This is a genomic window from Rhodococcus sp. AG1013, assembly GCF_003350365.1.
In the GTDB taxonomy this organism is placed as follows: Bacteria; Actinomycetota; Actinomycetes; order Mycobacteriales; family Mycobacteriaceae; genus Prescottella.
The window spans coordinates 12,741-37,847 of sequence record NZ_QQAT01000033.1 but is presented as its reverse complement, the minus strand read 5'-3'; the positions used below and the strand labels follow the sequence as shown (position 1 = coordinate 37,847).

Here is a 25,107-nt window from a genome sequence, read left to right as displayed (position 1 = left end):
CGCACTCCTTGTCATCACGCCATGTCTGATCGCGACCCTCGTCACTCATCTCCGGTCCGTGTCCGATCCCGATCGATGTACGTCTCGGCCAGTGCAAGTGCGGTGTCGTCGAGCGCGCGACCCGGCACGAAGAACGCCGCCTTCCCCGCCATGTTCCGAAACACGATGCCGTCCTTGATGCGCACCGCGTCGGAGAGCGAATTCCACGGCGCACGCGATGAGCCGAACCCGCCGCCCAACCCCAGCCCGTCCGCATCGATCCGCACGGTGAGTCGCGATCCGACACTCATGGCGTCGTCGACCGCCTTCGCGGCAATGCGACGAAGGATGACCACGAAGACGACAAGCAGCAGGATGAGGGCGGCGATCACCCCGAACGCGAACACCCCGATGGGGTGACCCGACACCGCCGACACAATGCCGACGAGCAGCGCGATCGGGAGCGCGATCATGCCCGTGATCCGCAGGCGACGCGACACCGCCCCATCGACGAATGCCTGCCGGACAGCCGCCTTGTCCGCCCCGTCGATCGTGATGCTGTTCTCGAACACAGCCGGTGGCTCGTTTCCATGCATCGCCGGCTCGGTGAGCGACGCACGAATCCACTCGAACGCCTGCCGAGTCTCCGGCGGCGCGAGGAAGTCATCCAACGGCGCCCCACTTGCCTGGAAGTCCGCCTGCTCGAGCAGCGCGATACCCAGTGCGGCGATCCGCTCCGGCGATCGATCCTCCAGATAGGCGGCCCACGTCTCCAGCGCGGTGATCGCGCGCAGGAGATCCGGATCCATGTCGCCGTCCGACAGATCGCCCTCGTCGATCTCCTCGATCCATACCCGAATCTGCTCGGCAGACGCCGTACCTGCTCCGTCGGCCGCCGCGCTGACGGCGCGTGCCCCGGCCTCCGTCAGCTCTGCTGCCGCTGCCGCCGCCACGCCATCCGCTGTGAGGAGCTCCCGCGTGACCGCGAGCCCGAATGCGGCCTGCGCCTCGGCCGTAGCGTGGGTTGCACACTCACGAACGGAGCTCTCGACTTCCGCATAGCAAGTCATCATTCCTCGTCCTCGTCGTCGTCCCGCCATGCAGCTTCGAGCGCATCGAGCACGGAAGGCGGCATCCCCTCGTTCCATCCGTGGGACTCCACGTATCCGCGGATGTCGACGTCGTCTCCGGTGACGGACTCGAACATCACCGGAGGGATCAGCCATCCCGGATCGTCTTGTGCGCCCAGCGCTTCCGCCGTCCAGTCCTGGCCGGGGTGCTTCGGATTCCCGGTCGGAGTCGAGAGATCGTTCGCCGGGTCGAACGACGCACCGGCGCCCGCCACCGTGCCGGAGACGACACGGTCCTGCAGCACATGCACATTCGCCCATCCCGCGCGATTGACCGACGGCACATCGGCCTCGCTGCGGAACCTCTGGTAGTAACCGGGCTGGGAGTACCAGTACAAGGCCGCCGCGGTGGCACGATCGAGCTTCGGATGCGCGGCCATCCATGCGATCAGCTCGGACTTGCCGTCGTAGTTCGTCGCGAGTGCGGTCACCAACCACTCGGTCGCGGACGCTCTCTCCAGGAACTCGCGCATCAGACGCAGCTCCAGTTCGTCGAAATCAACGCCCATAGTTCACCTTCCCCAGCGGTACCGATATCGGATTCAATGCGACCCACGCGACCGCGAGTTCGCTCAGGCGATACACCTGCGCGTCATCCCCGTCGCCGGATTTCAAGGCCCGCGAGAGGCTTTGGGCCTCCTGCAGTTCGCCGGCCGGGAGCGGGGTGCCGCTCGCGTAGTGCTCGGGCAGCGCAGCGAGCATGTTCCTGAAGTCGCGGCCCCAGTTCGGGCTTCCGTCGTCGAGGATCTCCCGCGCGATCCGTCCGGTGAGGCGGACCACCTCGCCCTGCACGGTCGCCGCAGGGCCGTTCGACGGCACCAGCAACTCCCAGAGCGCCTGATGCTGGTCCTGCCACGCGCCCGCGGGAACCGCGATCGGCGAGACGCCGTCGTGTCGCCGACGCCCGGCAACAGGCGTGACGCCGAACAACCGGTAGAGCTCCGCGAGGCCGGCCTCGGTCTCGTCGAGGAAGTCGGGGTTGAAGTTGTCCCGGTGGAACTCGAACTCCGTGCCGATCCGGGTCACCGCGGCCCGCATCTCCTCGGTCACGGGATCCCCGGCGTCGAGGAGTAGCTTCGCGACGCGGGCCATGCCCGGGATGAAGAAGTTCTGCGTGCGTCGGAGGCCGGCGAGCATCGGTGTCTCGCCCCTGCCGTTCAGGATTCGGGCATCGGCGCCGTGTTCGAGCAGCACCCTCGTCGCGTCGGGGCGTTGGCCTCCCGTGGCCGCGTGCAGCGGCGACTCGCCGTACCGGTTCGGTCGTTGAATGTCCGCCCCGAGCGACAGCAGGAGCGGGATCTGCTCCGCGCGACCTCTCGATGCTCTCGTCCAGAGTGGGGTGTCCTCATAAAGGTCCGCGGCATCGACATCGAGTCCCTGCTCGACCAGCCAGACGATCAGCTCGTCCGGGCACTCGACGAATCCGAGGGCGGTCTGCTTGCCGGATCCGCCGCGGGCATCGACCATCGTCCTGTCGAACACCGCCTTCAGATCGTCGAGCGATGCGGTCTCCAGCATCTCGTCGAACTCCTTCGGCAGGGTCTTACGCTTCGCCACGATGTCCTCCTTGCAGCGGGTCCATCTGCCGGACGGCCTGAGCGACCGCGTCTTCCGCGTTCGCGACTCCCAGGTCTCTGAGGACCGATGCGACGATCGCACGTTCGAAGTCCTCGTCGATCGGCGCCATGCCCGGAAGTGCCGCACGGAACAGCATGGGCGCGCAAAGTTGGATCTCGCCGCGCACGATCGCTTTCTCCAGCACCTTGACGGTCGCCGCGCGTTGGCGATGGATGAACTGCTCCGAGAAGGCATCTGCGGTGATCGGATCCCGAAAGCAGGAATCGAGGATCAGCGGCAGCAGCCCCTCGGCGAGCGGGTCGTTGTACATCTCGCGCTGTGCCCGCGCGATGACGAGCAGATCCTCCGCGAGTGAGCCGGTGTCTTCGGTCGGATCGGTCGTGGCGGCCCTCGGACGACCGGTCGTCCCCCCATTGAGCTTCATTGCCGGACCAGTGTAAGGGAAGTCGTTGGGTCCTGATCGTCGGGCCTTCGATCCGTCCGGGCGCCAGATCAACTGGGCGGCGCGGCTTCCCGTCCCGGATGGATGGCACGATCGGATCATGAATCAAATGACGAGCCGGTTCGCGGGCCCCCTCGATTTCGGCGACGACGCGTTGGCCGGCGCCATGCTCCCCGCCGGCATAGACGGATTCGGAGTGGGTGCCTGGTATTGGATTCAGGGTGATGAGACTCTGAACCAGAGCGAACTCGACAAGGCAGAAGTGGCTCTCAGCGATGTGCAGACTTTGGTCGCTGCGGCCTTCGTTGCTTTCGCCGCTGAGCTGACCGATCCCCAGTCGACAAGTTCATTGTTTCGCGGCTTTCATCTCGAGGAGATTCCCGAAGAGATGGTGTGCGACTTGTTCGACGTGGACACCGGTGAGGTTGTCACCGACGGCGTCTTCCTCGACCATCTGGTCCTCGTCGGTATCACGATCAGCCCGGCGGCGACGGAACGTGTCCTCGCACTCGACTTCGCGATCGGTGCTGACAAGCCCACTGACCAACTGCTTGTCGCCGTGTGGGATCGGAACGGCGCCGTTACCGTTCACCACGAAAGTTGATCCCGGGGACCGGGACCCGTCCCACCTGGCTTCGCGATGTCTGCCTCGATCCGGCATGTCCCGGCGCGGGCACGGATCCTTGCGGATCCGCACCCGGGCCGGGACATGGCGCGATGCGAATCGCACCGCCTGCCGCGCTCAGCTGCTCGCGATCGACCCGATCAGCGACACGAGGTCGGTGAGGTCAATGCCGAATACGCTGGAGCCGGTGCCCATTTCCCCATTGATGTCCGTCGTGGCGCAGGACAAACCATCTTCGGACTTGACTTCACCGGAGGCGCAGTAGACGGACCCGACCCCCTGCGTAGCCGCCGAGGCAGCGCCGGCCGCGGGCACCATCAAGATTCCCGCGGTGACGAACATCAGACTCGCAGCAAAACGGCGATTCATTGGCATGCTCCCGTGTAGTCGCGTTCGATACCGACGGTTGGCATCGACTCCCGATTCGCGGACGCTATCGCAGCACCGTGCAGCCCACAGAAGAATGCACAGATTGGTTCTTTCCGCCGCCTTCGGCGGCTCTTCCGAGTTGATGGGGTTCCGGGCCCCGGCAAATTCGTGAGTGAGACGTGCCCGCTGTTCATTCGCTCGAGCGGTGCGCCGGAGCGAAGCCGCCACCCCGCAGGTCTCTATCGCACTCCCAGAATTGAAGGCGGGCAGGAGGTTCGGCAGAGAAGCCATGGCGGAGAAGATTCGACTATCCCCGCGGAACTCAACGCACGGAGGTCGTGATCACCTGACTCGCCCGCTGCAGCGCCGCGACGTACTCCCTTTCGATCGTCTCGACGATCGCGCTCACCGGTTCGATCGCGCGGATGGGCTGGAGCCCTTGGCCGGCGGCCCAGACGTCCTTCCAGCGCTTCATCGATTCCGCACCCGCGGAGTAGTTCTTTTCTCCGGACGGGCGTGTCAGGTTGTCGGGGTCGAGTCCGCAGGCGACGAGGCTGGGCTTGAGCCAGGACGCCGGGGTGCCGGTGATCGCGGAACTGACCACGAGGTCGTCGGGCCCGGCGTCGACGATCATCTGCTTGTACCCGTCCACGGCCATGCTCTCCGCGGCCGCCAGGAACCGGGTGCCCATGTAGACCAGGTCGGCGCCGGCGGTGATCGCACCCGCGACACCGTGCCCGTCGCTGATGCCGCCGCCGATGATGATCATCCCGTCGAAGAACTCGCGCACGGCCGACGTGAACGCGAAGGGCGACAGGTGGCCCGTGTGTCCGCCTGCGCCGGCCGACACGCAGGCCATGCCGTCCACGCCCGCGTCGGCGGCCTTGTGCGCGAGGCGCAGGTTCACGACGTCGGCGATCACCGTGCCGCCGTAGCCCTTGACGATGTCCATCACGGGCTTCGGGGACCCGAGTGCGGTGATGACGATCTGCGGCTTGTACTCGGCGATGAGGCGCAGATCGTCCGCGAGGCGGGCATTGCTGCTGTGCGTGATCACGTTTGCCGCCCACGGGGCGACCGGGGCTGTGGTGGCCTCCGCCGCGCGGAGCTGATCGGTGATCGATCCCATCCAGGTGTCGAGATCCGCTGCGGTACGGCAGTTCTGGGTCGGGAAGGAGCCGACGATGCCGGCGGTGCAGGCGGCGGTGACGAGTTCCGGGCCGGACACCAGGAACATCGGTGCCGCGACGACGGGCAGACGCAGGGTGGTCAGGAACGAGTCGGTCATGGTGTCCTCTGTGGGGATATGTCGGTGAAAGTGTGTGCGTGCGTTCACGATGTGGCTCGGACGAGGACGTCGAGCAACTCGGTGGCCGCCGCCCGATCCACCTTGCCCAGCGCGGTCAACGGGAGACGCTCGACGCGGTGCGCGGCCTTGGGGCGTTTGTAGTCGGGCAGACGGCTGCGACTCTCCGCCAGCACGACGCCGCCGTCGATTCTCTCCGCGGCCCCCGAGGTGTACGCGGCGACGATGCGTTGCCCCCACACCTCGTCCGGCAGCCCGACGACGACGACGTCGTCGACGCCGGGGATCGCGGAGATCGCCTCCTCCACCTCGCGGGGATAGACGTTGTATCCGCCGGTGATGATCATGTCCTTGCTGCGGCCGGTCAGGTGGATGTAGCCGTCCGGGTCGCGGTAGCCGAGGTCGCCCGAGTGCAGGTGGCCGTCGACGTGGCTCTTGCCCAAATCCGTTCGCGTGCCGGCATTGTGATAGCCGGGGCTGACGGCGGGGCCGGTGACGACGAGCTCGCCGACCTCGCCGTCGAGGACGGTGTCGTCGAGGGCGCGGAACGCGATGTCCACCCCCGGGCATGTCCGCCCCACCGAGCCGAGCAGGTCGGCGTTCTCGAGCACGCCACGGCGGTGGTCCGCTGCGGTCAGCACCGTCAGGGGTGGGATCGCCTCGACCATTCCGTAGTACTGCACGAGATTGGGCGTGATGCGGTGATACGCCTGCCGGACGTGCTCGACCGGCATCGGTGCGCCCGCATACGCGAGCATGCGCATGCGTCGTCGCATCACCGACAGCCGATCGTCGTCGAAGTCCAGCAGTCGGGCGATGACTGTGGGCACCAGCGCGGTGTGCGTCGCGGAGTGGGCCTCGACGGCGTCGATCAGACCCGCGGGGCCGACGTGATCGAGCAGCACCTGCCGCCCGCCGGCCTCGAGGAACGGCAGCACGAACAAGCCGCTGGTGTGAATGACGGGGCCCGCGTGCAGGAACACCGCCGGCTCGGCTCCGTCGAGGGTGCCGGCGAGCACGTGGGCGCGCATCGCGTCCAGCGAGGCCAGCCGGTTCGCGTGGGTCCGCTGGGCGCCCTTGGGGATCCCGGTGGTCCCGGACGAATAGTGCAGCGCGCACAGCGAACTCGGTTCGGGTGTGGGTAACGGGGCGCGGCCCGCGATACCGGTCGCCAACTCGTCGACCGAAGGCCCGGTCGACGACGTCCCGCCGACGGAGATCACGGTCGGCGTGGTCGTCCGGGCGGCGAACTCGGCCGCGCCGTCTATCCGCGGGTCGACGATCAGCGCGTCCGGTTCGCAGTCGTGGACGACGCGTTCCCAATCCGTCCGGCCCACACGTGGATTGAGCGAGACCCGGACGAACCCGCCGATCGCCAGCGCGAGATCGACCTCGACCGCGGCGGCGGAGTTGCCGAGTAGGACCACGACCCGGCTCCCCGCCGCGATGCCGAGACCGTGCAGGCCCCCGGCCAGCGCGTGTGCCCGGTCCGACAGTTCGGTGAACGTTCGAGACTCGCAGTTGTCCTGGATCGCGATCGCGGGCCCGTACCGATCGGCCGCGGTTCGAACCACCTCGGCTATGGACATGGGACTCCCTCCATTCGCTACAGTTATTGAAGTAGACAACGACCGGGCGGGTTTTCGCAAGGGCCGCCCAGCCCGCAGAGGAGGAGTCCCGCATGACCCGACGCCTGTCCCCATCCGACCGACGCGCACCGTGGGTGATCGATGCAGTCCGGACCCCGTTCGGCGCGGTCAGAGGGGCGCTCTCGCACGTCCGGGCCGACGACCTGGCCGCGCTTCCGATCGCGGACCTGGTCCGCAGGCACCCCACGCTCGATCCCGGCCGCATCGACGACGTCGTCTGGGGAAATGCCAACGGCGCGGGCGAGGACAATCGGAACGTGGCCCGGATGGCGTTGCTGCTCGCGGGGCTTCCCCACACGATTCCCGGGGTTTCGGTCAACCGGCTGTGTGGTTCCGGCGCCGAGGCGGTGTTGTCTGCGGTCAGGCGTGTCGAAGTGGGCGACGCCGAGATCGCGATCGCCGGCGGCTCGGAGAGCATGAGCCGCGCTCCGTACGTACTTCCGCCGGTGGACACCGCGTTTCCTCGGTCGATGGAGCTGATCCCCACCACCGTCGGGTGGCGCATGCCGAACCCCCGATTCCCCGCGGCCTGGGTCGAGACGCTCGGCAGATCGGCGGAACTGGTGGCGCAGCAGGTGGGCGTCGGCCGGCTCGAGCAGGACGAATGGGCGCTTCGGTCCCATGAGCTGGCGGGCCGGGCGTGGGCGGACGGTGTGCACGACGGCTTCGTCGCGCCGCACCCGAACCTCGACCGCGACGAATCGATCCGCGAGACCGACCTCGCGACCCTGTCCGCCCTGCGGCCCGCCTTCTCCAGCGGCGGCAGCGTCACCGCCGGGAATTCGTCGCCGATCAGTGACGGAGCGGTCGCGGCCCTGGTCGGCACCGGAGCCGCTGCCGACGACCTCGGTGTCGAACCACTCGGCCGGGTGCTGGCCTCGGCGGTCGTCGGCACCGAGCCCGACAAGTTCGCGCTGGCGCCCGTGGCCGCCATCGGGAAGGCCCTGGACCGTGCGGGTCTCGGGCTTGCCGACGTTCGAGTGCTCGAGCTCAACGAGGCGTTCGCCGCGATGGTCCTGTCCTGCCTTCGTGAACTGCCCGGCATCCCGGTAGATCGGGTCAACCCGTTCGGCGGCGCCATCGCTCTGGGTCATCCGCTCGGTGCATCGGCGGCCCGAATGGTGGTCGATTGCCTGCGTCATCTGCGCCGGCTCGGCGGGGGAATCGGGGTCGCGGCTGCGTGCATCGGAGTGGGCCAGGGCATCGCTATTGTGTTGGAGGCCTGACAGACGATCCGACAGGATGCGATCGTCGCGGGCAGTGCCTGGAGGTGGGTGACGTGGCCGAATCCGGGGCCGCCGCGCCTCAGAGCCCGGTTGCCCAGACGATCGACCTGCTCGGTGACCGGCTGACTCTCGCCATCCTGCGCGAGGCCTTCGTCGATCATGTGCGGCGCTTCAGCCAGTGGATCGACCGTACCGGCGCTCCACCGGCCATGCTGACGGCCCGACTGAACGCGCTGGTAGAGGCCGGGCTGATGGAGCGCCGGCCGCAACAGGACGGCGGCGACCGCCACGACTACCTCCTGACCGAACTCGGCATGGCGACGTGGGAGATCCTGGCCAGCGTCTGGGCCTGGCAGCGCGAGTGGTCCCCGGAGGGGCTGCTGCAACCCGAGTTGGTGCACATCGACTGCGGCCACCGGGGGCCACCGGCGTTGATGTGCCGGCACTGCGACGGCGCCGTGGGCACGCGGGATGCGCAACTCGAACTGGACCCCGAATCGCTGGTTCTCGTGGCCCGGAGCGGGCGCCGGCGATCGACTCGTAACGCCCCGTCGGTGAGCCGGGCCGACCTGCAGTTCACCGAGGTCATGGAGGCGATCGGTGACCGCTGGAGCGCCCTTGTCACGGGCTTGGCGCTGTCGGGGGTTCGCCGATTCGGCGAGTTCCAGTCGATCCTGAAGATCTCGCCGACGACGCTCACCGAGCGACTGGTGCGGTTGTCCGAGGTGCAGATTCTCACCCGGAGCGAACACGGCACCGGTCGCGACTACGTGTTGACCCCGCGTGGCCGAGGGCTGTTCCCGATCTTTGCGTTCCTGCTGTCGTGGACACAGGTCGCGCATCCCGACGAGCTCCCACTCGGCCCGAAGCTCCGCCACCGCGACTGTGGCTCCTGGCTGCTCCCGGCACTGCGCTGCCGCGGGTGTGAGGCCAGGCTCGAGCGCACGTCCGTGCGCTTCGAACCCTTTCCGTTCGGCACCCAGCTCCCGCGCTAGACGCAGCACCCTCTCCATCGAGCGGTTCGACGTGGTCGACCGTTGACAACCCATGCTGTGTGCTGGTTCACTTCAATAACAGTAGTTACTTCGGTCAAACGAGGCGGCTGCCCTCGGCGGAGGGTCCCACCCCGATGACTGACTGATCGCCACAACTCTGTTGACACAGGAACGAGCGCCCATGTTCTTCGAATCCCACCTCGAACTGCTGCAGGCCGCGGCGGAGGCCAACCGCACCCGCGCCGCGTGGACCGGATATGCGCCCATCGCCCCGCCCGACGCCGCGCAGTCCGACGTCCTCGTCGGCGCCTATGACGGTGCCACCCTGAAGCTTTCGTCTCCCACCGACTCGGTGATCACCGCCGACGAGGTATCGCCGTACACCGGGAAGGCGCTCAACGTCACCTACAGCGCGCCGTCCGTGGACGAAGCGCTCGAGGGTGCGGCCGCCACCGCCGCCGCCCTCCGCGACGCAGGTGTCGAGCTGCGGGTCGGCGTGTGCCTCGAGGCTCTGCACCGGATTCACCGCCGCGGCCAGGAGTTTGCGGCCGTCACCTCGCACACCACCGGACAGAGCCTCAACATGGCCTGCAGCGGGAGCGGAACCAACGCGCTCGACCGCGGCCTGGAGGCAGTGGCGATGGCCTGGTCGGCCATGACTCGGGTCCCCGAACAGGTGACGTGGCAGCAGAGATTCGGCAAGTCGGACGTGACCCTGCAGAAGCGATTCCGCGCCCGCCCGCTCGGCACCGCCCTCGTCGTCGCCTGCGCCTCGTTCCCGGCCTGGAACGCCTACCCGGCGATCCTCGCCAACCTCGCGACGGGAAATCCGGTCCTCGTCAAACCGCATCCCCGCTCGGTGCTCGCGACCGCGCTCGCGGTGGGCGTGATGCGCGAGGTGCTGGTCGAGGCGCAGCTGCCGGCCGACGCCGTCCAGCTCGTCGTCGACACTGCGGACGCCCCCGTCGCGGTGAAGCTGGCCACCAGCCCCGACGTGCGGATCGTCGACTTCACCGGCAGCCCCACGTTCGGGTCGTGGCTGGAACAGAACCTCCCGAACACCCTGGTGTTCACCGAGACCGCGGGCGTCAACACCGTTGTCCTCGATTCCGTTTCCGACCTGTCGGCGGCCATGCGCACGCTCGCCGGCGGTCTCTCGCTCTTCAGCGGCCAGATGTGCACCACACCCCAGAACATCTACATCCCCGACGCGGGGGTGCTCACCGACGACGGCGTGATCGCACGAGATGACGTGATCGAGGCACTCCTGTCCGCGATCGACGACCTCGCCGGCGCACCCCGCCGCGCCGGAGCGGTCTGCGGGGCGCTGCAGTCCGACGCGACGCTGCACTCGATCACCGCGCTCGCCGACGCGGCCGAGGCGAACGGGACTCTGCTCCGCAGGCCGGTGCCGTACGCGCATCCGGACTACCCCCAGGCCCGGGCGGTGACTCCGCTGGTCATCCGGGTCGACCCGCGTCGGGGCGCAACGCTTCCCGACGGCGAACAGTTCGGCCCGGTCGCATTCCTCGTCGATTGCGCTGACACCGCGTCCGCGGTGGAGCACGCGACCGCGAGCGTCCGCAGTCACGGCGCGATCAGCTCGTACCTCTACTGCACCGATGACGCCGTCGTCGACGAGGTGGCCGATGCGTACGCCGATGCCGGCGCCTCCCTGTCGGCGAATCTGGTGTCCTCGATGCCCATGCAGTTCGCGGCCGCCTACAGCGACTACCACGTCACCGGCCTCAACCCGGCGGGCAACGCGACCCTCACCGACGAGTCCTTCGTCGCCGGGCGATTCCGCATCGTCCAGGATCGTCGCCAGGTCGGGGGCGAGTGACCATGTCCCAGTTCTCATCCGGCGTCTACATCTACGACGCGGTCCGCACGCCGAAGGCCCGCGTCCGGCGTCAGGGCGGCACGTTCGCCGACGTACCCGCGCACGAACTTCTCGCCCAGTTGCTCACCGCACTGCAGGAACGTGGGCTTCCCACCGACACCGTCGACGACGTCATCGTCGGCACCAGTACGGCCGTCGGTGAACAGGGCGGCAACGTCGCCCGTACCGCCGTGCTCTGGGCGGGTTGGCCGGACCAGGTCGGCGCCGGGGTGGTCTCCCGGCTGTGCTGCTCGGGACTGGACGCGATCGAGTCCGCCTCGGCCAAGGTGGCGTCCGGCATCGCCGACATCGTCGTCGCCGGCGGCGTCGAGTCGATGTCGCGGGTACCGATGCTCTCGGACCGGCCGGCGTTCGTCTCCGACGAGGAGCTCGGCGACCGCACGGGCTACGTGACCATCGGGGTCTCCGCCGATCTCACGGCAGCCGAATACGGTTTGACCCGGATGGATCTCGATGCCTACGCGGTGACCTCGCACCGGCGTGCCGCCGCGGCCCCGCCGTCCCGGTCGGTGATTCCGGTCCGCTCGGGCGCCACGACGATCCTCGAGTCGGACGAGGGACCCCGACCCGACATCAGTCTCGAGTCCCTCGGCGAACTCGCCACCCTCTTCGGGGAGGATCCGTCGTGGAGCAGGGTGGCGATGCGCCTGCCCGCTGTTCGGCGTCCCGATGGCGGGCTGCACACCGCCGCCACCGCCCCGCAGATGGCGGACGGTGCGGCGATGGCGGTCTTCGGGTCATCCGCCGCCCGCGATCGGATCGGCCGCGAGCCGATCGCGGAGGTGGTGGGCGTCGCCCAGGCCGCCGTGCGCTCGCCGCTGCTCACGGCATCGGTCGCCGCCTCCAGGCGTGCCCTCGCGAACGCGGGCATCACCGCCGGACAGCTCGACGTGATCGAGGCGAACGAGTCCTTCGCCGCGTCCGCCCTGGTGATGACCCGGGAACTGGGGCTCGATCCGAACAAGGTCAACCCGCTCGGTGGATCGCTCGCCACCGGCCATCCGCTGGGCGCAGGCGGTGGCGCTCTCCTCGTCAACGCCCTGGACCAGCTCTCCCGCGTCGACGGCGAGTACGCCCTGGTGACCATCCCGGCGGCGCTCGGGCTCGGTGCCGCCGTCGTCGTCCGCCGACTCCGCTGACCCTCTGCCCCCCAGACCACTGCCCGAAAGGACGCCATGAACGTCATCTCGGAAGGCCACGCCGCCAACCGTTTACGCCCGTGCCATCCCGATAGCCGTGTCGACGACTACCTCGAACACGGCTGGTGGTCGCCGCTCACCGTGCTGGATCTCCTCGACAACCAGATCCGGAGTCGCGGCGACGCCCCGGCGGTGACCGATCCGACGAACCTGCCCGTGCTGTGCGGGATCGAGCCAGACGCACTCACCTGGCAGGAACTCGACGCCCGCGTCGACGACCTGGCTGCCAAGCTGCACGAGTCGGGAATCGGTCCCGGAGATGTCGTTGCGGTGCTGATGCCCAACTCCGTCGCCCTGACCGCGACCTACTTCGCGCTGTGGCGCCTCGGAGCGATCGCGGCCCCGATGCCTGCCTCGTACCGACGGTACGAATTGACCCGGATCGTCGAATCCGCCTCGGCGGTAGCGGTTGTCACCGTCAACAGCCTGGGCGACCGGACGCCGTCCGACGAGGCGCTCAGCCTGATCGGCGAGGTGCCCTCCCTGCACACCGTGTTCACCTTCGGCCCGCCGGCGTCGAATCGCGGGCGGCCGCTGGACGCTGCCCCCGCCACCGACGAATCGGTCGATGCCGTGCGGCGTGCCTACGCGGCCCTGCCCCGATCGGTGAACGACTGCATCACGATCTGCTGGACCAGCGGCACCGAGGCCGCGCCCAAGGGCGTACCCCGGTGTCACGGTGACTGGATCGCGGTCGGGCAGGCGGTTCAGGACGGTCTGGAGACGGACGAGGCGTCCGTCATGCTCAACCCGTTCCCGATGGTCAACATGGCCGGGTTCGCGACCTCGCTGCTGCCGTGGCTGCTCGGCGGCGGTCACGTGGTCCACCACCACCCGCTGGACCTCGCCGTCTACCTCGATCAGCTCCAGCGCTATCGCGTCACCCACACCAGCATGCCGCCGGCGATTCTCACCATGCTGTTGCAGCGAGAGGACCTTCGGACCGTATACGACCTGTCCGCGCTCCGGCGGGTGGGGTCGGGCGGCGCCCCGCTTCCCCCCGGCGTGGTGCGCGACTGGCAGTACTCGCTCGGTGTCGAGGTGCTCAACTTCTTCGGCTCGAACGAGGGCGTATGCATGCTCGGGGCCCCGTCGGACACGCCGGACCCGCTGATCCGTGCCGAGTACCTGCCGAACTACGGCTCATCGGAGAGGTCCTGGGCCACCGGCGTGGCCGAGCGCACCTCGGTGCGCCTGGTGGATCTGGCGACGGGCGAACAGGTCACGGCGGTCGGTGGGCGCGGCGAGCTCCGGCTGAAGGGACCCACGATCTTCGCCGGCTATCTCGAGGGAACCGCGGCGTCGAGCCCGTTCGACGAGGACGGATACCTCTGCAGCGGGGACATATTCGAGCTGTGCGGTGACAACGGCGAGTACCTCAAGTTCGTCGACCGGAGCAAGGAGATCATCATCCGCGGCGGGATGAACATCGCTCCGGCCGAGATCGAGGGGATTCTCATCGACCACCCCGCCGTCGCTGACGTGGCGATCGTCGGATACCACGATGACGTCCTCGGTGAGAAGTGCTGCGCGGTGGTCGTTCCCAAGGACGGGGACGACGTCGTGCTCGAGGATCTGGTCGAATTCCTGCGCGCCAAGGACGTCGCGTCGTTCAAGCTGCCGGAGCGGCTCGTCACGGTCGAGCAGCTCGCCCGGAACCCGGTCGGAAAGCTGCAGCGTCGCGACATTCGCGGCGAGGTCGCGAAGGTCGGCTGACCATGGGATCACCAGATGGCGACGGCGCGCCGGTCGGGCGGCCGCGCGAGACGCCGACCGGGTCCGGCGGCCACATCGCCGACGAGATGACCGCGATGCTCGAGGGGCGATTCCCCGGCCTGGTCGGAATGCGCATCCTCGCGGCGTCGGCCGCTGCGGTCACCGGCGAACTGTCCGTTCGCGAGGAGTTGCTGGCGCCGAACGGATACCTGCACGCGGCCACCGTCGTGGCCTTGGCCGACACGGTGTGCGGTGTCGGCGCACGGCTGGCGTTGCCCGCCGAGGCGTCCGGATTCACCACACTCGAACTCAAGACCAACTATCTCGGCACCGCGCGGTCCGGGACGGTCACCGTGACGGCGTCGCTCGTACACGGCGGACGGCGCACCCAGGTGTGGGACGCCACCGTCCGCGACGGCGCCGGGAATCCGATCGCGCTCTTCCGCTGCACTCAGCTGGTGCTCTACCCCTCGGCGCCGCAACAGCATTCATCCACTCGATCAATCCTCGACACCACCGAAGCGGAGTAGGCATGACTTCCACCCAGCCCCGCGCGAACGGCGACCCCATTGCCGTCGCTCGCCCGGTCGACGCCACCGACGACAATCCGTACACCCTCGGAGTGTTCGCGCCCGTCGACGACGAACTCACCCTGGACGATCTCACCGTCATCGGTGAGATCCCCAAGGACCTCAACGGTGTGTACCTGCGCAACGGCCCGAACCGGCAGTTCGCGGCGCCGGGCCGCTATCACATGTTCGACGGCGACGGCATGATCCACGCCGCGCACTTCGAGAACGGGAAGGTGCGGTACCGCAACCGGTACGTTCGGACCAAGGCGTTCCACGAGGAGTCCGATGCGGGCCGCGCCCTGTGGACCGGACTCATGGAGAACCCGAAGGACAATCCGTGGGGCAACGGACACGGCCTCGGGATCAAGGATTCCGCCAACACCGACGTCATCTACCACCGCGGTCAGGTCCTGGCGACGTGGTACCTCTGTGGAACGCCCTACAGCGTGGATCCGCTGTCCCTGGAAACACTCGGTGCGCAGGACTTCCTGGGTACCTTCGCGGGCGACATGATGGCGCACCCCAAGGTCGACGAGGCCACCGGCGAGCTGATCTGGTTCGACTACGGGCCCGACCAGGACTTCCTGCGCTACGGCATCATCGGCGCCGATGGTCGTCAGACGCACCTCGCGCAGATCGATCTGCCGGGTCCGCGACTTCCGCACGACATCGGGATCACCGCCAACTACTCGATCCTCATGGACCTGCCGCTGGTGCAGGACCACGATGCGCGCCGGGCCGGCAAGTACCGGATCTTCTACGATCAGGAGCTGCCCGCTCGATTCGCGGTCATTCCTCGTCACGGAAACGGCAGCGACGTCCGCTGGTTCGAGGTGAAGCCCTGCTACATCTACCACGTCGTCAACTCGTGGGAAGAGGGCGACGAGATCATCATGGACGTGTGCCGGGTGAAGAACCCTCAGCACCAGACGACCTTCGCCTCGCCGCTGTCGAACATGCTCGCGTACATGCGGCTCGATGCACAGCTCTACCGGTACCGCTTCAACCTGCGCACCGGCGCCACCATCGAGACCGAACTCGACAACGCCAACATCGAGTTCCCCAGCGTGGATTCGCGGGTCATGGGCCGCTCGCACCGGTACTCGTACAACATGAGTCTCGGGAACGAACCGACCCTGCTCTTCGACGGGCTCGTGCGCTTCGACTCGCAGACGGGCACCAAGGAAGAGCACAAGTTCGGTTCCGGGCGTTGGGGTTCGGAGGCCCCCTTCGCGCCGCGTGACGGATCGACGGGAGAGACCGACGGCTACCTGGTCTGCTTCGTCAACGACGAGGCCGAGGACCGAGGCGAGATCAACATCTTCGACGCCGAGGATGTCGCGGCGGGACCGATCGCTCGGGTGCTGTTGCCGCGCCGGGTGCCGTCCGGCTTCCATGCCACTTGGGTACGCGCCGATCAGCTGGCCGAGGCCCGTACGTAGAGAAACCGTCCCTCGATCCGTGGTGCGGGCCGAGGGGCGGTTCGAAGGTCTCCTGGGCGAGGCGGTCCGAAAACCGCTTCGCCCAGGAGGCTTTCGTCGTCTGTGGGCTACACGGGCACCCGGGCGGTGCGGATGACGGTCACCGGGTGCCTCGGATGACGACCGTGGACACCGCCGTCGTGAACGATCCACCGATGTTGACGGTGAGGGCGCGTCGGGCGTCGTCTACCTGGTGGTTTCCGGCCCGACCGGTGACCTGCCGCGCCGAGTCGAGCACCATCCGGACGCCCGTGGCACCGACCGGGTGCCCGTGCGACATCAGTCCGCCGCTGGGGTTCACCGGCAGCCGTCCGTCGCGTTCGATCGAGCCGTCCATCACCACCTCGCCGCCCTTGCCCGGGTCCGCCAGGCCGATGTGCTCGAGTGTGACCAGCCCGTTGATGGTGAAGCAGTCGTGGATCTCGGCGACGTCCAGGTCGGCTACCCCCGCGATCCCCGCGCGCCGGTAGGCGTCCTCGACGGCTCCGCGCAGGTGCGGGAAGAGGTAATCCTGGTCGGCGCTCTGGGCGAGCTTGTCCGCGAGCAGCAGGGTCGCGGTGCGGTGACCGAATCCGGCGATCGTGGCCTCCTGGTCCAGGTCGGCTCCGGTCCGCTGTGCCCACGCCTGCGCAAACCTCGGCCCGGCCAGCACCACGGCGGCACCGCCGTCGGTGATGCGCCCGCAGTCGGTCTTGCGGAGCATCCCCTCCACGATGGGGTTCACCTCCTCGTTCTCGTCGAAGGATCCCGCCGGGAAGTCCCAATCCCGAGTCTGTGCAAGACCATTGCGGGATCCGTTGTCGAACGCGATCTCGGCGAACCGTCCGAGATGCGCATGATCGAGGCCGTAGCGCCGTTCGTACTCCTGCGCGATGTCGGCGAAGAGCGCGGGCCACGGATACTTCACACCCAGCGCCTCCCGCCCCGCCCACGCCGCGGTACCCAGATATTCGGCGGCCGTCTGTGCGGGCACATTGCGCATCAGCTCGACCCCGACCACCAGCGCCACGTCGTATCGACCGGACTCGATGTCCGCACACGCGGCGAGTACCGCCGTGCTGCCGGAGGCGCACGCTGCCTCGTGCCGTGTACTCGGTAGGCCGTCGAGTCCCGGCACGGCCGCAACCACCATGCCGCCGAGCTGGGCCTGGCCTGCGAAGAGTTCTCCGGCGAGGTTGCTCACGTGCACGACACCGACCTCGTGGTCGTCGACCCGTGCGTCCGCCAGGGCGGCGGGCACGGTCTCGGCAAACATGTCGACCAGGCCGAGCCCTTCTTTCGACCAGTTCCTGGCGAAGTCGGTCTGGGCTCCTCCGAGCACGTACACGGGGTTCGTCATCTGTTCGTCCTTGTTGTCGTCGGGTTCGGGGAAGGCGGCGGGTGACGCCGCACGACGCGTGGATGGGATGGGCGCCCGGCCAGGTCCACGGCGAGGCCGGTGGATATCGCCGCCGGTGGACCGGTAGCCGATCTCGGCACGCTCGGGTGTCGACGCGCGCCGGCGTCGCATCTCAGGCTAGCCTCGCGCCGCCATCACTACAAGATTAAGAGTTACTCGAACCGGCAGTGGCTCTGGTGAATCATGCAGCAGTGCAATGCAGGTAACGGCCAATGGCAATGAGATCCCCATCGGGGGTGTCTCCTGTCGAACGAATCACTTCTCGATGAGAAGTTGAATGTGTGGAGAGGTGGGGTGCAACGCCACTGCGGCCGGACCGACGCTGTTTGCGATGATGGACGGCATGTCCACAGTCCCGCCGCGCCCCGCGGAGCCACCGGCCGCCGCGGCGTCGTCAGCGCTGGGGCGCGCTCTGCTCATCGTGGGTGACAGATGGAATCTGCAGATCATGCGGGCCGTCTTCGCCGGTGTCGAGCGCTTTGCACAACTGCGCGACGAGCTCGGGATCTCGGACGCAGTCCTCTCGCATCGCCTGGGTCGGCTGATGGACGACGGGATCCTCGACGCGCATCCGTACTCGACCGCGCCGCCGCGTAACGAATACCGTCTCACCGATCTGGGCGGCGATCTGTGGCAAGTCTTCGTCGCGTTGTGGAGTTGGGACCGCCACTGGGCGCCGTGGGCACCCGCCCGACCGACCACACAACTTCGCCACCTGACGTGCGGGCACGTCATCACCCCGGTGTTCGGGTGCGGCGGGTGCCAGGCGATCGGGGTGACGGCCCGCGACGTGCGGACCGAGGTCGATGCGCCGCTCCTCGTCGACGTCGCCGACCGCCGGTCCCGGCGCACGGCGAAGGGTGACGCGTCGGGGATGGACTCCACCAGTGTGCTCGCCGATCGCTGGTCGACCTTCCTGCTCGCCGCGCTACTCGAGGGCAACCGCCGATTCGGCGACTTGCAGGACCGGCTCGGATCGATCTCGCCGGTCACCCTGACCGACCGCCTCGCGTATTTCATCGACAACGGGATGCTGGTCCGCGCGCCGATCGTGGACGGCGCGCGACGGCAGGAGTACCGCACCACGCCCAAGAGCCTCGACTTCTTTCCCGTGTTCGCCGCACTCAACGCGTGGGCGGCGCGGCATCTGTCCGAGAATGGACGGTCCGGCCTGACCATCGTGCACAGCGCGGGCGAGCACCTCCTCGAACCCCAGTACACCTGCAACGCATGCAATGCCGTGTTGCGCCGTGCGGACACCGATTTCGTGACGTCCACCGCAGGGCGCTGACGAGTCGCCCCACAACGGCTCACTCCCGGTTGAGGGTTGCCTCCTCGAGGTCGAGTTCGCGCAGCACCTGTCGCAGTACCTCGTCGTCTATTCGTCCGCTGTCGCGCTCTGCGAGGAAGACGTTCCGCTCGGTCTCGAGCATCCGCAGGCGCAGTGCGCGGAACGCGGCGGACGGGCTCTCCCCCAACTCGGCCTCGCTGCGCCCGAGCCGTTCCCACGCGGCGTGGGCGCGGTGTTCGCTCCAGGTGCGCAGGATCTCCGCGGCCCGCTCGCGGACGGCGGCGGGGTCCCCGTCGGCGTTCGCGACCAGGCTGTCGAGCACCTCCGTTGCGGCGCGTGCTGCCTTGTCCTGCGCGGCGGCCAGTGCCAGCGCGTCCTTGCGGCGTTCTTCTTCGTTGTCGACTCCCCACCGGGTGATCAGCCACGGCAGGGTCAATCCGTGCAGGAGCAGGGTGCCGACCACGACAGCGAAGGTGATGAACAGGATCATGTCGCGTCCAGGGAAGGGGCCTCCCGAATTGACGGTCAGCGGGATCGCGAACGCCGCGGCCAGCGAGACCACACCGCGCATGCCGGACCATGCGACCACGAACACCCCTCGGGGAGGCGGCGCCGGCTCCCGCTCGCGGATCCGCGCGGACAGCAGCCGGGGGAGGTAGGTCGCGGGGTAGACCCACAGCAACCGGACGGCGATCACCGCGACGAGCACGGCAAGGGAGGCGCCGACGACTTCGGCCACACTGCGGCCGTGGAGCCCCTGCACCACGCTCGGCAACTGCAGCCCGATCAGTAGGAAGACGAACGATTCGAGGACGACGTCGACGGCCTTCCACACCGCGGTGTCCTGCAAGCGGGTCGCGTAGCCGGCGCGGGTCGATCGCTGGCCCAGATACAGGCCGGCGACGACGACCGCGATCACCCCGGAGCTGTGCACCTGCTCGGCCGCCAGGTATGCGACGAAGGGGACGAGTAGCCCGATCGCGCTCTCCATCACCGGATCCGCGAGCCGGGACCGGATCGCGGCGACGACGATCCCTACCCCGAGGCCGATCAGCGTGCCGCCGATCGCGGCACCGAGGAAGGTGCGCGCCCCCTCCAGCAGGGTCACGCCGGTGCCGACCGCTGCGGCGAGCGCGACACGGTAGGCGGTGAGCGCGGTCGCGTCGTTGAGCAGGCTCTCGCCGCCGAGCAGGGTCATGATCCGTCGGGGTAGGCCGAGGCGTCGTCCGATCGCGCTGGCGGACAACGCATCCGGCGGAGCGACGACCGCCCCGAGCACCAGCGCCGCGGCGAGGGGGAACTGGGGAATGGTGAGGTACGCGACCACCCCGACAACCGCGGTGGTGGCGAGCGGCAGCCCGATTGCGAGCAGCCCGATCGCGCGCGCATTGCGGCGCAGCGCAAGCGAGGAACTGTCGAGTGCGGCCGAGTAGAGCAGCGGCGGCAGTACCGCGAACAACACGAGATCTGGGTCGAACGCGGTGTCGGGGAGTCCGGGGATCTGCGACCCGGCCAGTCCGACCGGGACCAGCAGCAGCGGCGCCGACCAGTTCAGGCGGCGCGCGAGGGCGGCGGTGAGCAGCGCCGCCACCGCGACGGCGAGCAGGGCCACGTCCATGGCGTCCTCCTGCGGTCGGGTGTAGATATCCCACCCTGCAGCATGCAGGATGGGAGGTGATGAAGAGAGTTCTCCGACGCGCGGCTGACCACATTGGTGTCGGATCCCCGGGTCCGGCTGCGGCCGGACCCTGCGACGAACTCGCGGCGGCCGCCGGACCGGACCCGGAGCCGCGCACGCCCGGCCTCTGCGAGGAATGCGAGGCGCTCGGCGAACAGAACTGGGCGCACCTGCGGCTCTGCCTCACCTGCGGACACGTCGGATGCTGCGACTCGAGCCCCCACCGGCACGCGACGGCGCATTTCGAGCAGACGGGACACCCCGTCATGCGATCGCACGAGCCGGGCGAGGCGTGGCGTTGGTGCTACCGGCACGCCGAGATGGGTTGACGCCGGACGCCTACCGCGGCGGAGCCTCGAGTCCGACGAGATCATCCATCGTGATCTCCCTCCGGACCGGCCAGCGGAAGGCGGACCACGAATTCGGTATGCCCCGGCTGTGATTCCACGCGGATGTCGCCCCGATGTTTGTCGACGATCCGCCACGAGATGTCGAGTCCGAGCCCGGTGCCCTCACCGACCGGTTTCGTCGTGAAGAACGGCTCGAAGATGCGGCCGCGGATATCCTCGGGGATGCCCGGGCCGGTGTCTCCGATTGCCACGGCCAGGCAGTCGCCGTCCCGGTAGGTGCGGATGGTGAGGGTGCCACGGCCGTCCATGGCGCTGACGGCGTTGTCGATGAGATTGGTCCAGACCTGGTTGAGTTCGGGAGCGTACGCAGGAACGGGCGGCAGGTCGCGGTCGTGCTCGGCGCCTTCGGTTCCCGCGTCCTGGGGAAGCAGTTGAAGGAGTCCGTCGAGGCCATCGAAGCGCGCAACCACGGCACGAGTGGGACGGACACACCGACGTCGGAAGGGTGAGTCATGCGGCCCGGACGTCTTCGGCCGGCGCGGCGGCCTCGGGTTCGGGTTCGGGTTCGGTCATGTGTGCCCTTGTGGGCAGCAGGAGCGGGGTCGCGAGCAGGAGAACGCCGGACATGGTGATCGCCGCGAGCGGGTTGGTGAGTGTCGCGAGGACGCCCCAGATCGCCATCAGGGAGGCCTGGAGGAGTTTGCTGCTGACACTCCAGGCGGTGAGGACCCGAGCGGCGTGACCGGCGGGGGTGCGCTGCAGGCGTTCTGTCGCGCTGACGGGGTTGAAGATGCCCATGCAGGTGATCAGCAGGCCCTCGACGACGATCACCGTGAGGAGTCCGGCGATGCCGGGTTGGACGGCGGCGAGGCCGAGCGGGAAGATCGAGCGCAACCAGCCGGAGACGATCATGACCCGGTGCCGGCCGTAGCGGGCGACGAGGCGCGCGGAAAGGCGGGCACCCACGAACCCGCCGAGTGCCGGGACGCCGAAGGCGAGACCGTATTGCCAGGCCGGGAAGTGGTATTCGCCCAGCAGGAGGACGGCCAGGAGTGGGACGGTGGCCATGATCAGGCCGCTGACCAGGATCGAGTTGAGGAACAGGCGCCGCAGCGCGCGGTCGTGGAGGATGAACCGCCAGCCGTCCAGGAGGTCGGTGGCGCGCAATCCGGTGGCCGCGGTGCGGGGGGCCGCGACGTCGTCGCCGCGGATACGGAGGATCCCGAGGGCCGACAGCAGAAAGCTGAGGGCGTCGGCGGCGACGGTGACGACCGGGCCGAGAAGCCCGACGAGCGCTCCGCCGAGGGGTGGCCCTGCCGCGGTCGCTACCCAGCTCGTGCCTTCGAATCTTCCGTTCGCCACAAGAAGTTGATCTCTGTGGACGAGGTGTTTGAGGTACGCGCCGGAGGCGGCGGTGAAGACGATGCTCGAGGTGCCGGAGACGACCGAGACGACCAGCAGTTGGCCGTAGGTCAGTAGGCCGAGGAAGTACGCGACCGGAACGCTCGCCATCGCGAGGAACCGGGCCAGGTCCGTCGCGATCATCACCGGCCGTTTGGCCCGGTGTTCGACCCACGGCCCGAGCGGGACGGCCACGATCGCCGCGACGGTGAGCCCGGCCGCCTCGAGGAGCGAGACGGCGAATGCCGGCGAGTGCAGCACTTGCACCGCGATGAGCGGGAACGCTCCGAACGCGATCCACGTGCCGTATGTGCTGACGGCGTAGGACGCCCACAGCCAGCCGAAGCTGCGCCCCGATTGCACGCGCATGCGACTCCTTCGCAACAACTGATGCTTTGGTCTGCCGGATCACATCAGCCCTGTCGGTGCTGGATCAAACAACTGGTTCTCCGGCGCGCCACAACCATCGGTTGGACAGTGCATACGCTGGGCCGATGGATACCGAGGCAGTGCGATCGTTCGTCCGGGCGGCCGAGCTCGGACAGCTGCAACACGCGGCCAACGAGCTGGGCGTGACGCAACAGGCCGTCTCGAAACGGATTGCGGCCCTGGAGCGGGAGCTGGAGGTCCGGCTGTTCACGCGTACCGCCCGCGGGGTCGAGCTGACACTCGACGGACAGGCGTTCCTCCCGCACGCACGAAGCATCGTCACGGGTGTCGAGCGCGCCGTCGCCGCGGTCAGGCCGGGCTCGCGGGCCCTTCGGATCGACGTCCTCGGCCTGCGATCCGCGCAGGCAGTCATCCTGCACGACTATTGGCGGTCGCATCCTGACGTCGATCTCGACGTGGTGACCCTCAAGGTCAACGACCCCCGCGTGGCGGTGGCCGCCGTCGAAGCCGGCGAGATCGACGCCTCGTTCCGCTCGGTCACCGATCCCGCAACGTTGCCGCGCGATGTGCAGATGATCCACGCGTTCGACTCCCCGCTGGAACTCCTCGTCGGCCCGAGGCATCCTCTCGCTGCCGCACGAAGACTGACGCCACCGCAGCTGCACCGGCATCGGATCTGGGTACCGGGTATCGCGCCGCGCACCGAATGGGCGGAGTTCTACGACCAGCTCGTCACCGAGTTCGACCTCAGCATCGACGCCGCCGGCCCGCACTTCGGCGACGAGGTACTCCTGGACACCCTCGCGGACTCCGCTGACGTGGCCACTCTTGTCGGGTCACGCGACCGGTACATCTGGCCGACGAGCCACGACCTACGCCGCATACCGATCGTGAATCCGACACTCGCGTACCCACTTTCGCTCATCCTCCCGAGGTCGAATCCGCATCCCGGGCTACGGAAGATCATCGACCACTTCGGAAGCCTGGCGCCGCCTCCGGAGACGACCTGGCGCCCGTCCTGGGCGACGCCGCCGGACGGGCCGTAGCCGGCGAGCGTGTGCGGAGCCGGCTAGCGGTCTTCGGCCGAGCTCAGGTGGTCCATGAGGTCGTCGAGCGACTCGAACTCGACGACCTCGTAGTTCTCGTCCTTCTCCTCGACGACAACGTCGTCGACGTCGAGATCCTCGTCGAGCTGAGTTCGGATCCAGCTGTCGGGGAACTGCTTCGGCGCGAGGAAGGAGAGCAGGACCGCGTCGTGGAGGACCGCGACGGATCTGAGGGTCAGGTCGTCGCGCAAGTCGGTTGCTTCGATCACGCTCTGATCGCCGACCGCGTCCTCGATCTCGTTGGCGACGGAGTCGACGACCTGATCCCATCGCGCGGGCGTGATCGTCAGCATTCGTTCGACGGCAGCAAGGAGCACGCCGGTGTCCAGGCCCGACCTGTCCTCGAGTTCGGGATCGACGTTCACAGTGACGTCCGTTCCGGCGGCAGCCACTCTCGCAGCGCCGATGACGATTCCGTCGTCGGCGAATGGTGCTGTCAACAGACCGCTCTCGGCGATCTCGTCCCTGAGCAGCTCAATCGGATCCATCAGGTCCATGCCTCTCCGTGTGCGTTCCTCGAGCGATCGCTGTTCCACCTTGGTTCAAGACTCCCTCAGCCGCAACGAGCACGGTCAGGGGCTCCAGAAACCGGACACCTACGATGGGCGCATGGCGCGGACACCGGACATCACGTCCCCACACGTGGTGACCTACGACGGACTGCCCGCGGCGGCGGGCGGTGCGCACTCGCTTCGCGCCAAGCGCCCCGACAAGGCATTCCAGCGCCTCCAGAGCTTCGTCGGCGCCTGCACCGCACCGGTGTCGCCGGCAGCGTGGGCGTTCGAGATCTCTGCGGGCGGACCGCCCGCGCCGACCGCGCGGGCGGTAGCGCTCGCCACCGAGCGCTTCGGCGGACCCCGCTACCGCGCGCAAACCCACACGGAATGGAACGTCCCACCCGAATTCGTCAGCCACGCGCTCGAGGCGCTCATCGACGTCGGTCCCGAGGTCACGACCCACGGACGGTCCCTGGCCGCGCTGACCTGCAGCACGCCCGTGCGCCTCGTCGACCCGGACACCGGCGCCTCCTACCCCGACATCACCCCCGACGCCTTCGGCCACTTCGCCGTGGACGGGTACGGCCGGCGTCTGGGCGCCTCCGGCCTACGCGCCACCCTCGGTACCGCAGCATCCTCGCTCTCCTTGTGGCTCAACCTGCCCGCCGACGAACGACTGGCCCCCGGCGCTCGTCATCTGCAAGGCCATCTCCCGTTCCGGCTGTCCGCGAAACATTGGCGCCTCTGGCGACCCACCCGGAGCGGAGACGCATACCGCGCCACCAAGACTCCATCGCCCCTGCACGACCGGGTCTGAACCACAAC

Annotated in this window: 23 protein-coding genes and 1 pseudogene; 12 read left to right on the top strand and 12 right to left on the bottom strand. The window is 68.4% G+C overall.

Annotated features, from left to right (window positions below; translation table 11 throughout):
• Positions 1–41: 41 nt before the first annotated feature.
• The 4 genes from DEU38_RS26760 to DEU38_RS26745 are packed head-to-tail and all read right to left on the bottom strand — an operon-like array spanning position 42 to position 3,183.
• The gene (locus tag DEU38_RS26760) at positions 42–1,052 is read right to left on the bottom strand and encodes a hypothetical protein (RefSeq protein WP_114724397.1); all 1,011 of its coding nucleotides are present in this window, start codon (positions 1,050–1,052) and stop codon (positions 42–44) included.
• The gene (locus tag DEU38_RS26755) at positions 1,049–1,618 is read right to left on the bottom strand and encodes a DUF4274 domain-containing protein (protein ID WP_114724396.1); all 570 of its coding nucleotides are present in this window, start codon (positions 1,616–1,618) and stop codon (positions 1,049–1,051) included. Before DEU38_RS26755 ends, DEU38_RS26760 begins: the two co-directional genes overlap by 4 nt.
• Positions 1,608–2,666: an ankyrin repeat domain-containing protein gene (locus tag DEU38_RS26750; protein WP_114724395.1), complete on the bottom strand. Its 1,059-nt coding sequence runs from the start codon at positions 2,664–2,666 to the stop codon at positions 1,608–1,610. The genes DEU38_RS26755 and DEU38_RS26750 overlap by 11 nt, the downstream gene beginning before the upstream one ends.
• Positions 2,653–3,183: a TetR-like C-terminal domain-containing protein gene (locus DEU38_RS26745; RefSeq protein WP_181818962.1), complete on the bottom strand. Its 531-nt coding sequence runs from the start codon at positions 3,181–3,183 to the stop codon at positions 2,653–2,655. The genes DEU38_RS26750 and DEU38_RS26745 overlap by 14 nt, the downstream gene beginning before the upstream one ends.
• 46 nt (positions 3,184–3,229) lie before the next feature.
• Between DEU38_RS26745 and DEU38_RS26740 the strand changes: the two genes are divergently transcribed.
• Entirely contained in the window at positions 3,230–3,733 is a 504-nt protein-coding gene (locus DEU38_RS26740; RefSeq protein ID WP_114724393.1) for a DUF2004 domain-containing protein, read from the top strand.
• Between the two features lie 138 nt (positions 3,734–3,871).
• Here DEU38_RS26740 and DEU38_RS26735 read toward each other — a convergent pair whose 3' ends face one another.
• The 3 genes from DEU38_RS26735 to DEU38_RS26725 all read right to left on the bottom strand — a co-directional run bounded on the left by DEU38_RS26735 (position 3,872) and on the right by DEU38_RS26725 (position 7,018).
• Entirely contained in the window at positions 3,872–4,123 is a 252-nt protein-coding gene (locus tag DEU38_RS26735) for a hypothetical protein (RefSeq protein ID WP_114724392.1), read from the bottom strand.
• A gap of 322 nt (positions 4,124–4,445) precedes the next feature.
• Positions 4,446–5,411 carry a nitronate monooxygenase family protein gene (locus DEU38_RS26730; RefSeq protein WP_114724391.1) on the bottom strand — a complete coding sequence of 322 codons (966 nt, stop codon included), beginning with the start codon at positions 5,409–5,411 and terminating at the stop codon, positions 4,446–4,448.
• A 44-nt stretch (positions 5,412–5,455) separates the two neighbouring features.
• Complete coding sequence (locus tag DEU38_RS26725) at positions 5,456–7,018, bottom strand: class I adenylate-forming enzyme family protein (protein ID WP_181818961.1); 1,563 nt, start codon at positions 7,016–7,018, stop codon at positions 5,456–5,458.
• Between the two features lie 92 nt (positions 7,019–7,110).
• On the opposite strand from DEU38_RS26725, the gene DEU38_RS26720 reads away from it, so the two are divergent.
• From DEU38_RS26720 to DEU38_RS26690, 7 genes are all read left to right on the top strand, one after another.
• Positions 7,111–8,304: a thiolase family protein gene (locus DEU38_RS26720; protein ID WP_114724416.1), complete on the top strand. Its 1,194-nt coding sequence runs from the start codon at positions 7,111–7,113 to the stop codon at positions 8,302–8,304.
• Positions 8,305–8,357: 53 nt separating this feature from the next.
• Positions 8,358–9,299 carry a helix-turn-helix domain-containing protein gene (locus DEU38_RS26715; protein ID WP_114724415.1) on the top strand — a complete coding sequence of 314 codons (942 nt, stop codon included), beginning with the start codon at positions 8,358–8,360 and terminating at the stop codon, positions 9,297–9,299.
• A 181-nt stretch (positions 9,300–9,480) separates the two neighbouring features.
• Complete coding sequence (locus DEU38_RS26710; RefSeq protein ID WP_114724389.1) at positions 9,481–11,142, top strand: aldehyde dehydrogenase family protein; 1,662 nt, start codon at positions 9,481–9,483, stop codon at positions 11,140–11,142.
• Between the two features lie 2 nt (positions 11,143–11,144).
• The gene (locus DEU38_RS26705; protein WP_114724388.1) at positions 11,145–12,341 is read left to right on the top strand and encodes a thiolase family protein; all 1,197 of its coding nucleotides are present in this window, start codon (positions 11,145–11,147) and stop codon (positions 12,339–12,341) included.
• 36 nt (positions 12,342–12,377) lie between these two features.
• Complete coding sequence (locus DEU38_RS26700) at positions 12,378–14,117, top strand: class I adenylate-forming enzyme family protein (RefSeq protein WP_114724387.1); 1,740 nt, start codon at positions 12,378–12,380, stop codon at positions 14,115–14,117.
• 2 nt (positions 14,118–14,119) lie between these two features.
• Positions 14,120–14,647 (top strand): PaaI family thioesterase, encoded by a 528-nt coding sequence (locus DEU38_RS26695; protein ID WP_258558178.1) that lies wholly within the window; start codon positions 14,120–14,122, stop codon positions 14,645–14,647.
• A gap of 2 nt (positions 14,648–14,649) precedes the next feature.
• Positions 14,650–16,131 (top strand): carotenoid oxygenase family protein, encoded by a 1,482-nt coding sequence (locus DEU38_RS26690; protein ID WP_114724386.1) that lies wholly within the window; start codon positions 14,650–14,652, stop codon positions 16,129–16,131.
• Between the two features lie 139 nt (positions 16,132–16,270).
• Here DEU38_RS26690 and DEU38_RS26685 read toward each other — a convergent pair whose 3' ends face one another.
• Positions 16,271–17,509: an acetyl-CoA acetyltransferase gene (locus tag DEU38_RS26685; protein WP_114724413.1), complete on the bottom strand. Its 1,239-nt coding sequence runs from the start codon at positions 17,507–17,509 to the stop codon at positions 16,271–16,273.
• Between the two features lie 403 nt (positions 17,510–17,912).
• Here DEU38_RS26685 and DEU38_RS26680 point away from each other — a divergent pair, with 403 nt between their 5' ends.
• Positions 17,913–18,860, top strand: a complete 948-nt coding sequence (locus tag DEU38_RS26680; protein WP_181818960.1) for a helix-turn-helix domain-containing protein — start codon at positions 17,913–17,915, stop codon at positions 18,858–18,860.
• A 19-nt stretch (positions 18,861–18,879) separates the two neighbouring features.
• Here DEU38_RS26680 and DEU38_RS26675 read toward each other — a convergent pair whose 3' ends face one another.
• Positions 18,880–20,478 carry a Na+/H+ antiporter gene (locus tag DEU38_RS26675; protein ID WP_114724384.1) on the bottom strand — a complete coding sequence of 533 codons (1,599 nt, stop codon included), beginning with the start codon at positions 20,476–20,478 and terminating at the stop codon, positions 18,880–18,882.
• Between the two features lie 59 nt (positions 20,479–20,537).
• Here DEU38_RS26675 and DEU38_RS26670 point away from each other — a divergent pair, with 59 nt between their 5' ends.
• Positions 20,538–20,867 (top strand): UBP-type zinc finger domain-containing protein, encoded by a 330-nt coding sequence (locus DEU38_RS26670; RefSeq protein WP_114724383.1) that lies wholly within the window; start codon positions 20,538–20,540, stop codon positions 20,865–20,867.
• 41 nt (positions 20,868–20,908) lie between these two features.
• On the opposite strand, the pseudogene DEU38_RS26665 reads toward DEU38_RS26670, so the two are convergent.
• Together DEU38_RS26665 and DEU38_RS26660 are read right to left on the bottom strand one after the other, a co-directional pair.
• Positions 20,909–21,337 (bottom strand): annotated as a pseudogene (locus DEU38_RS26665) (sensor histidine kinase); the annotation flags it as partial.
• A 61-nt stretch (positions 21,338–21,398) separates the two neighbouring features.
• Complete coding sequence (locus tag DEU38_RS26660; protein WP_114724381.1) at positions 21,399–22,658, bottom strand: MFS transporter; 1,260 nt, start codon at positions 22,656–22,658, stop codon at positions 21,399–21,401.
• Between the two features lie 125 nt (positions 22,659–22,783).
• Here DEU38_RS26660 and DEU38_RS26655 point away from each other — a divergent pair, with 125 nt between their 5' ends.
• Entirely contained in the window at positions 22,784–23,725 is a 942-nt protein-coding gene (locus DEU38_RS26655) for a LysR family transcriptional regulator (RefSeq protein WP_114724380.1), read from the top strand.
• Positions 23,726–23,748: 23 nt separating this feature from the next.
• Here DEU38_RS26655 and DEU38_RS26650 read toward each other — a convergent pair whose 3' ends face one another.
• The gene (locus DEU38_RS26650) at positions 23,749–24,273 is read right to left on the bottom strand and encodes a cytochrome C5 (RefSeq protein WP_114724412.1); all 525 of its coding nucleotides are present in this window, start codon (positions 24,271–24,273) and stop codon (positions 23,749–23,751) included.
• A gap of 121 nt (positions 24,274–24,394) precedes the next feature.
• Here DEU38_RS26650 and DEU38_RS26645 point away from each other — a divergent pair, with 121 nt between their 5' ends.
• Entirely contained in the window at positions 24,395–25,099 is a 705-nt protein-coding gene (locus DEU38_RS26645; RefSeq protein WP_114724379.1) for a hypothetical protein, read from the top strand.
• Positions 25,100–25,107 lie beyond the last annotated feature (8 nt).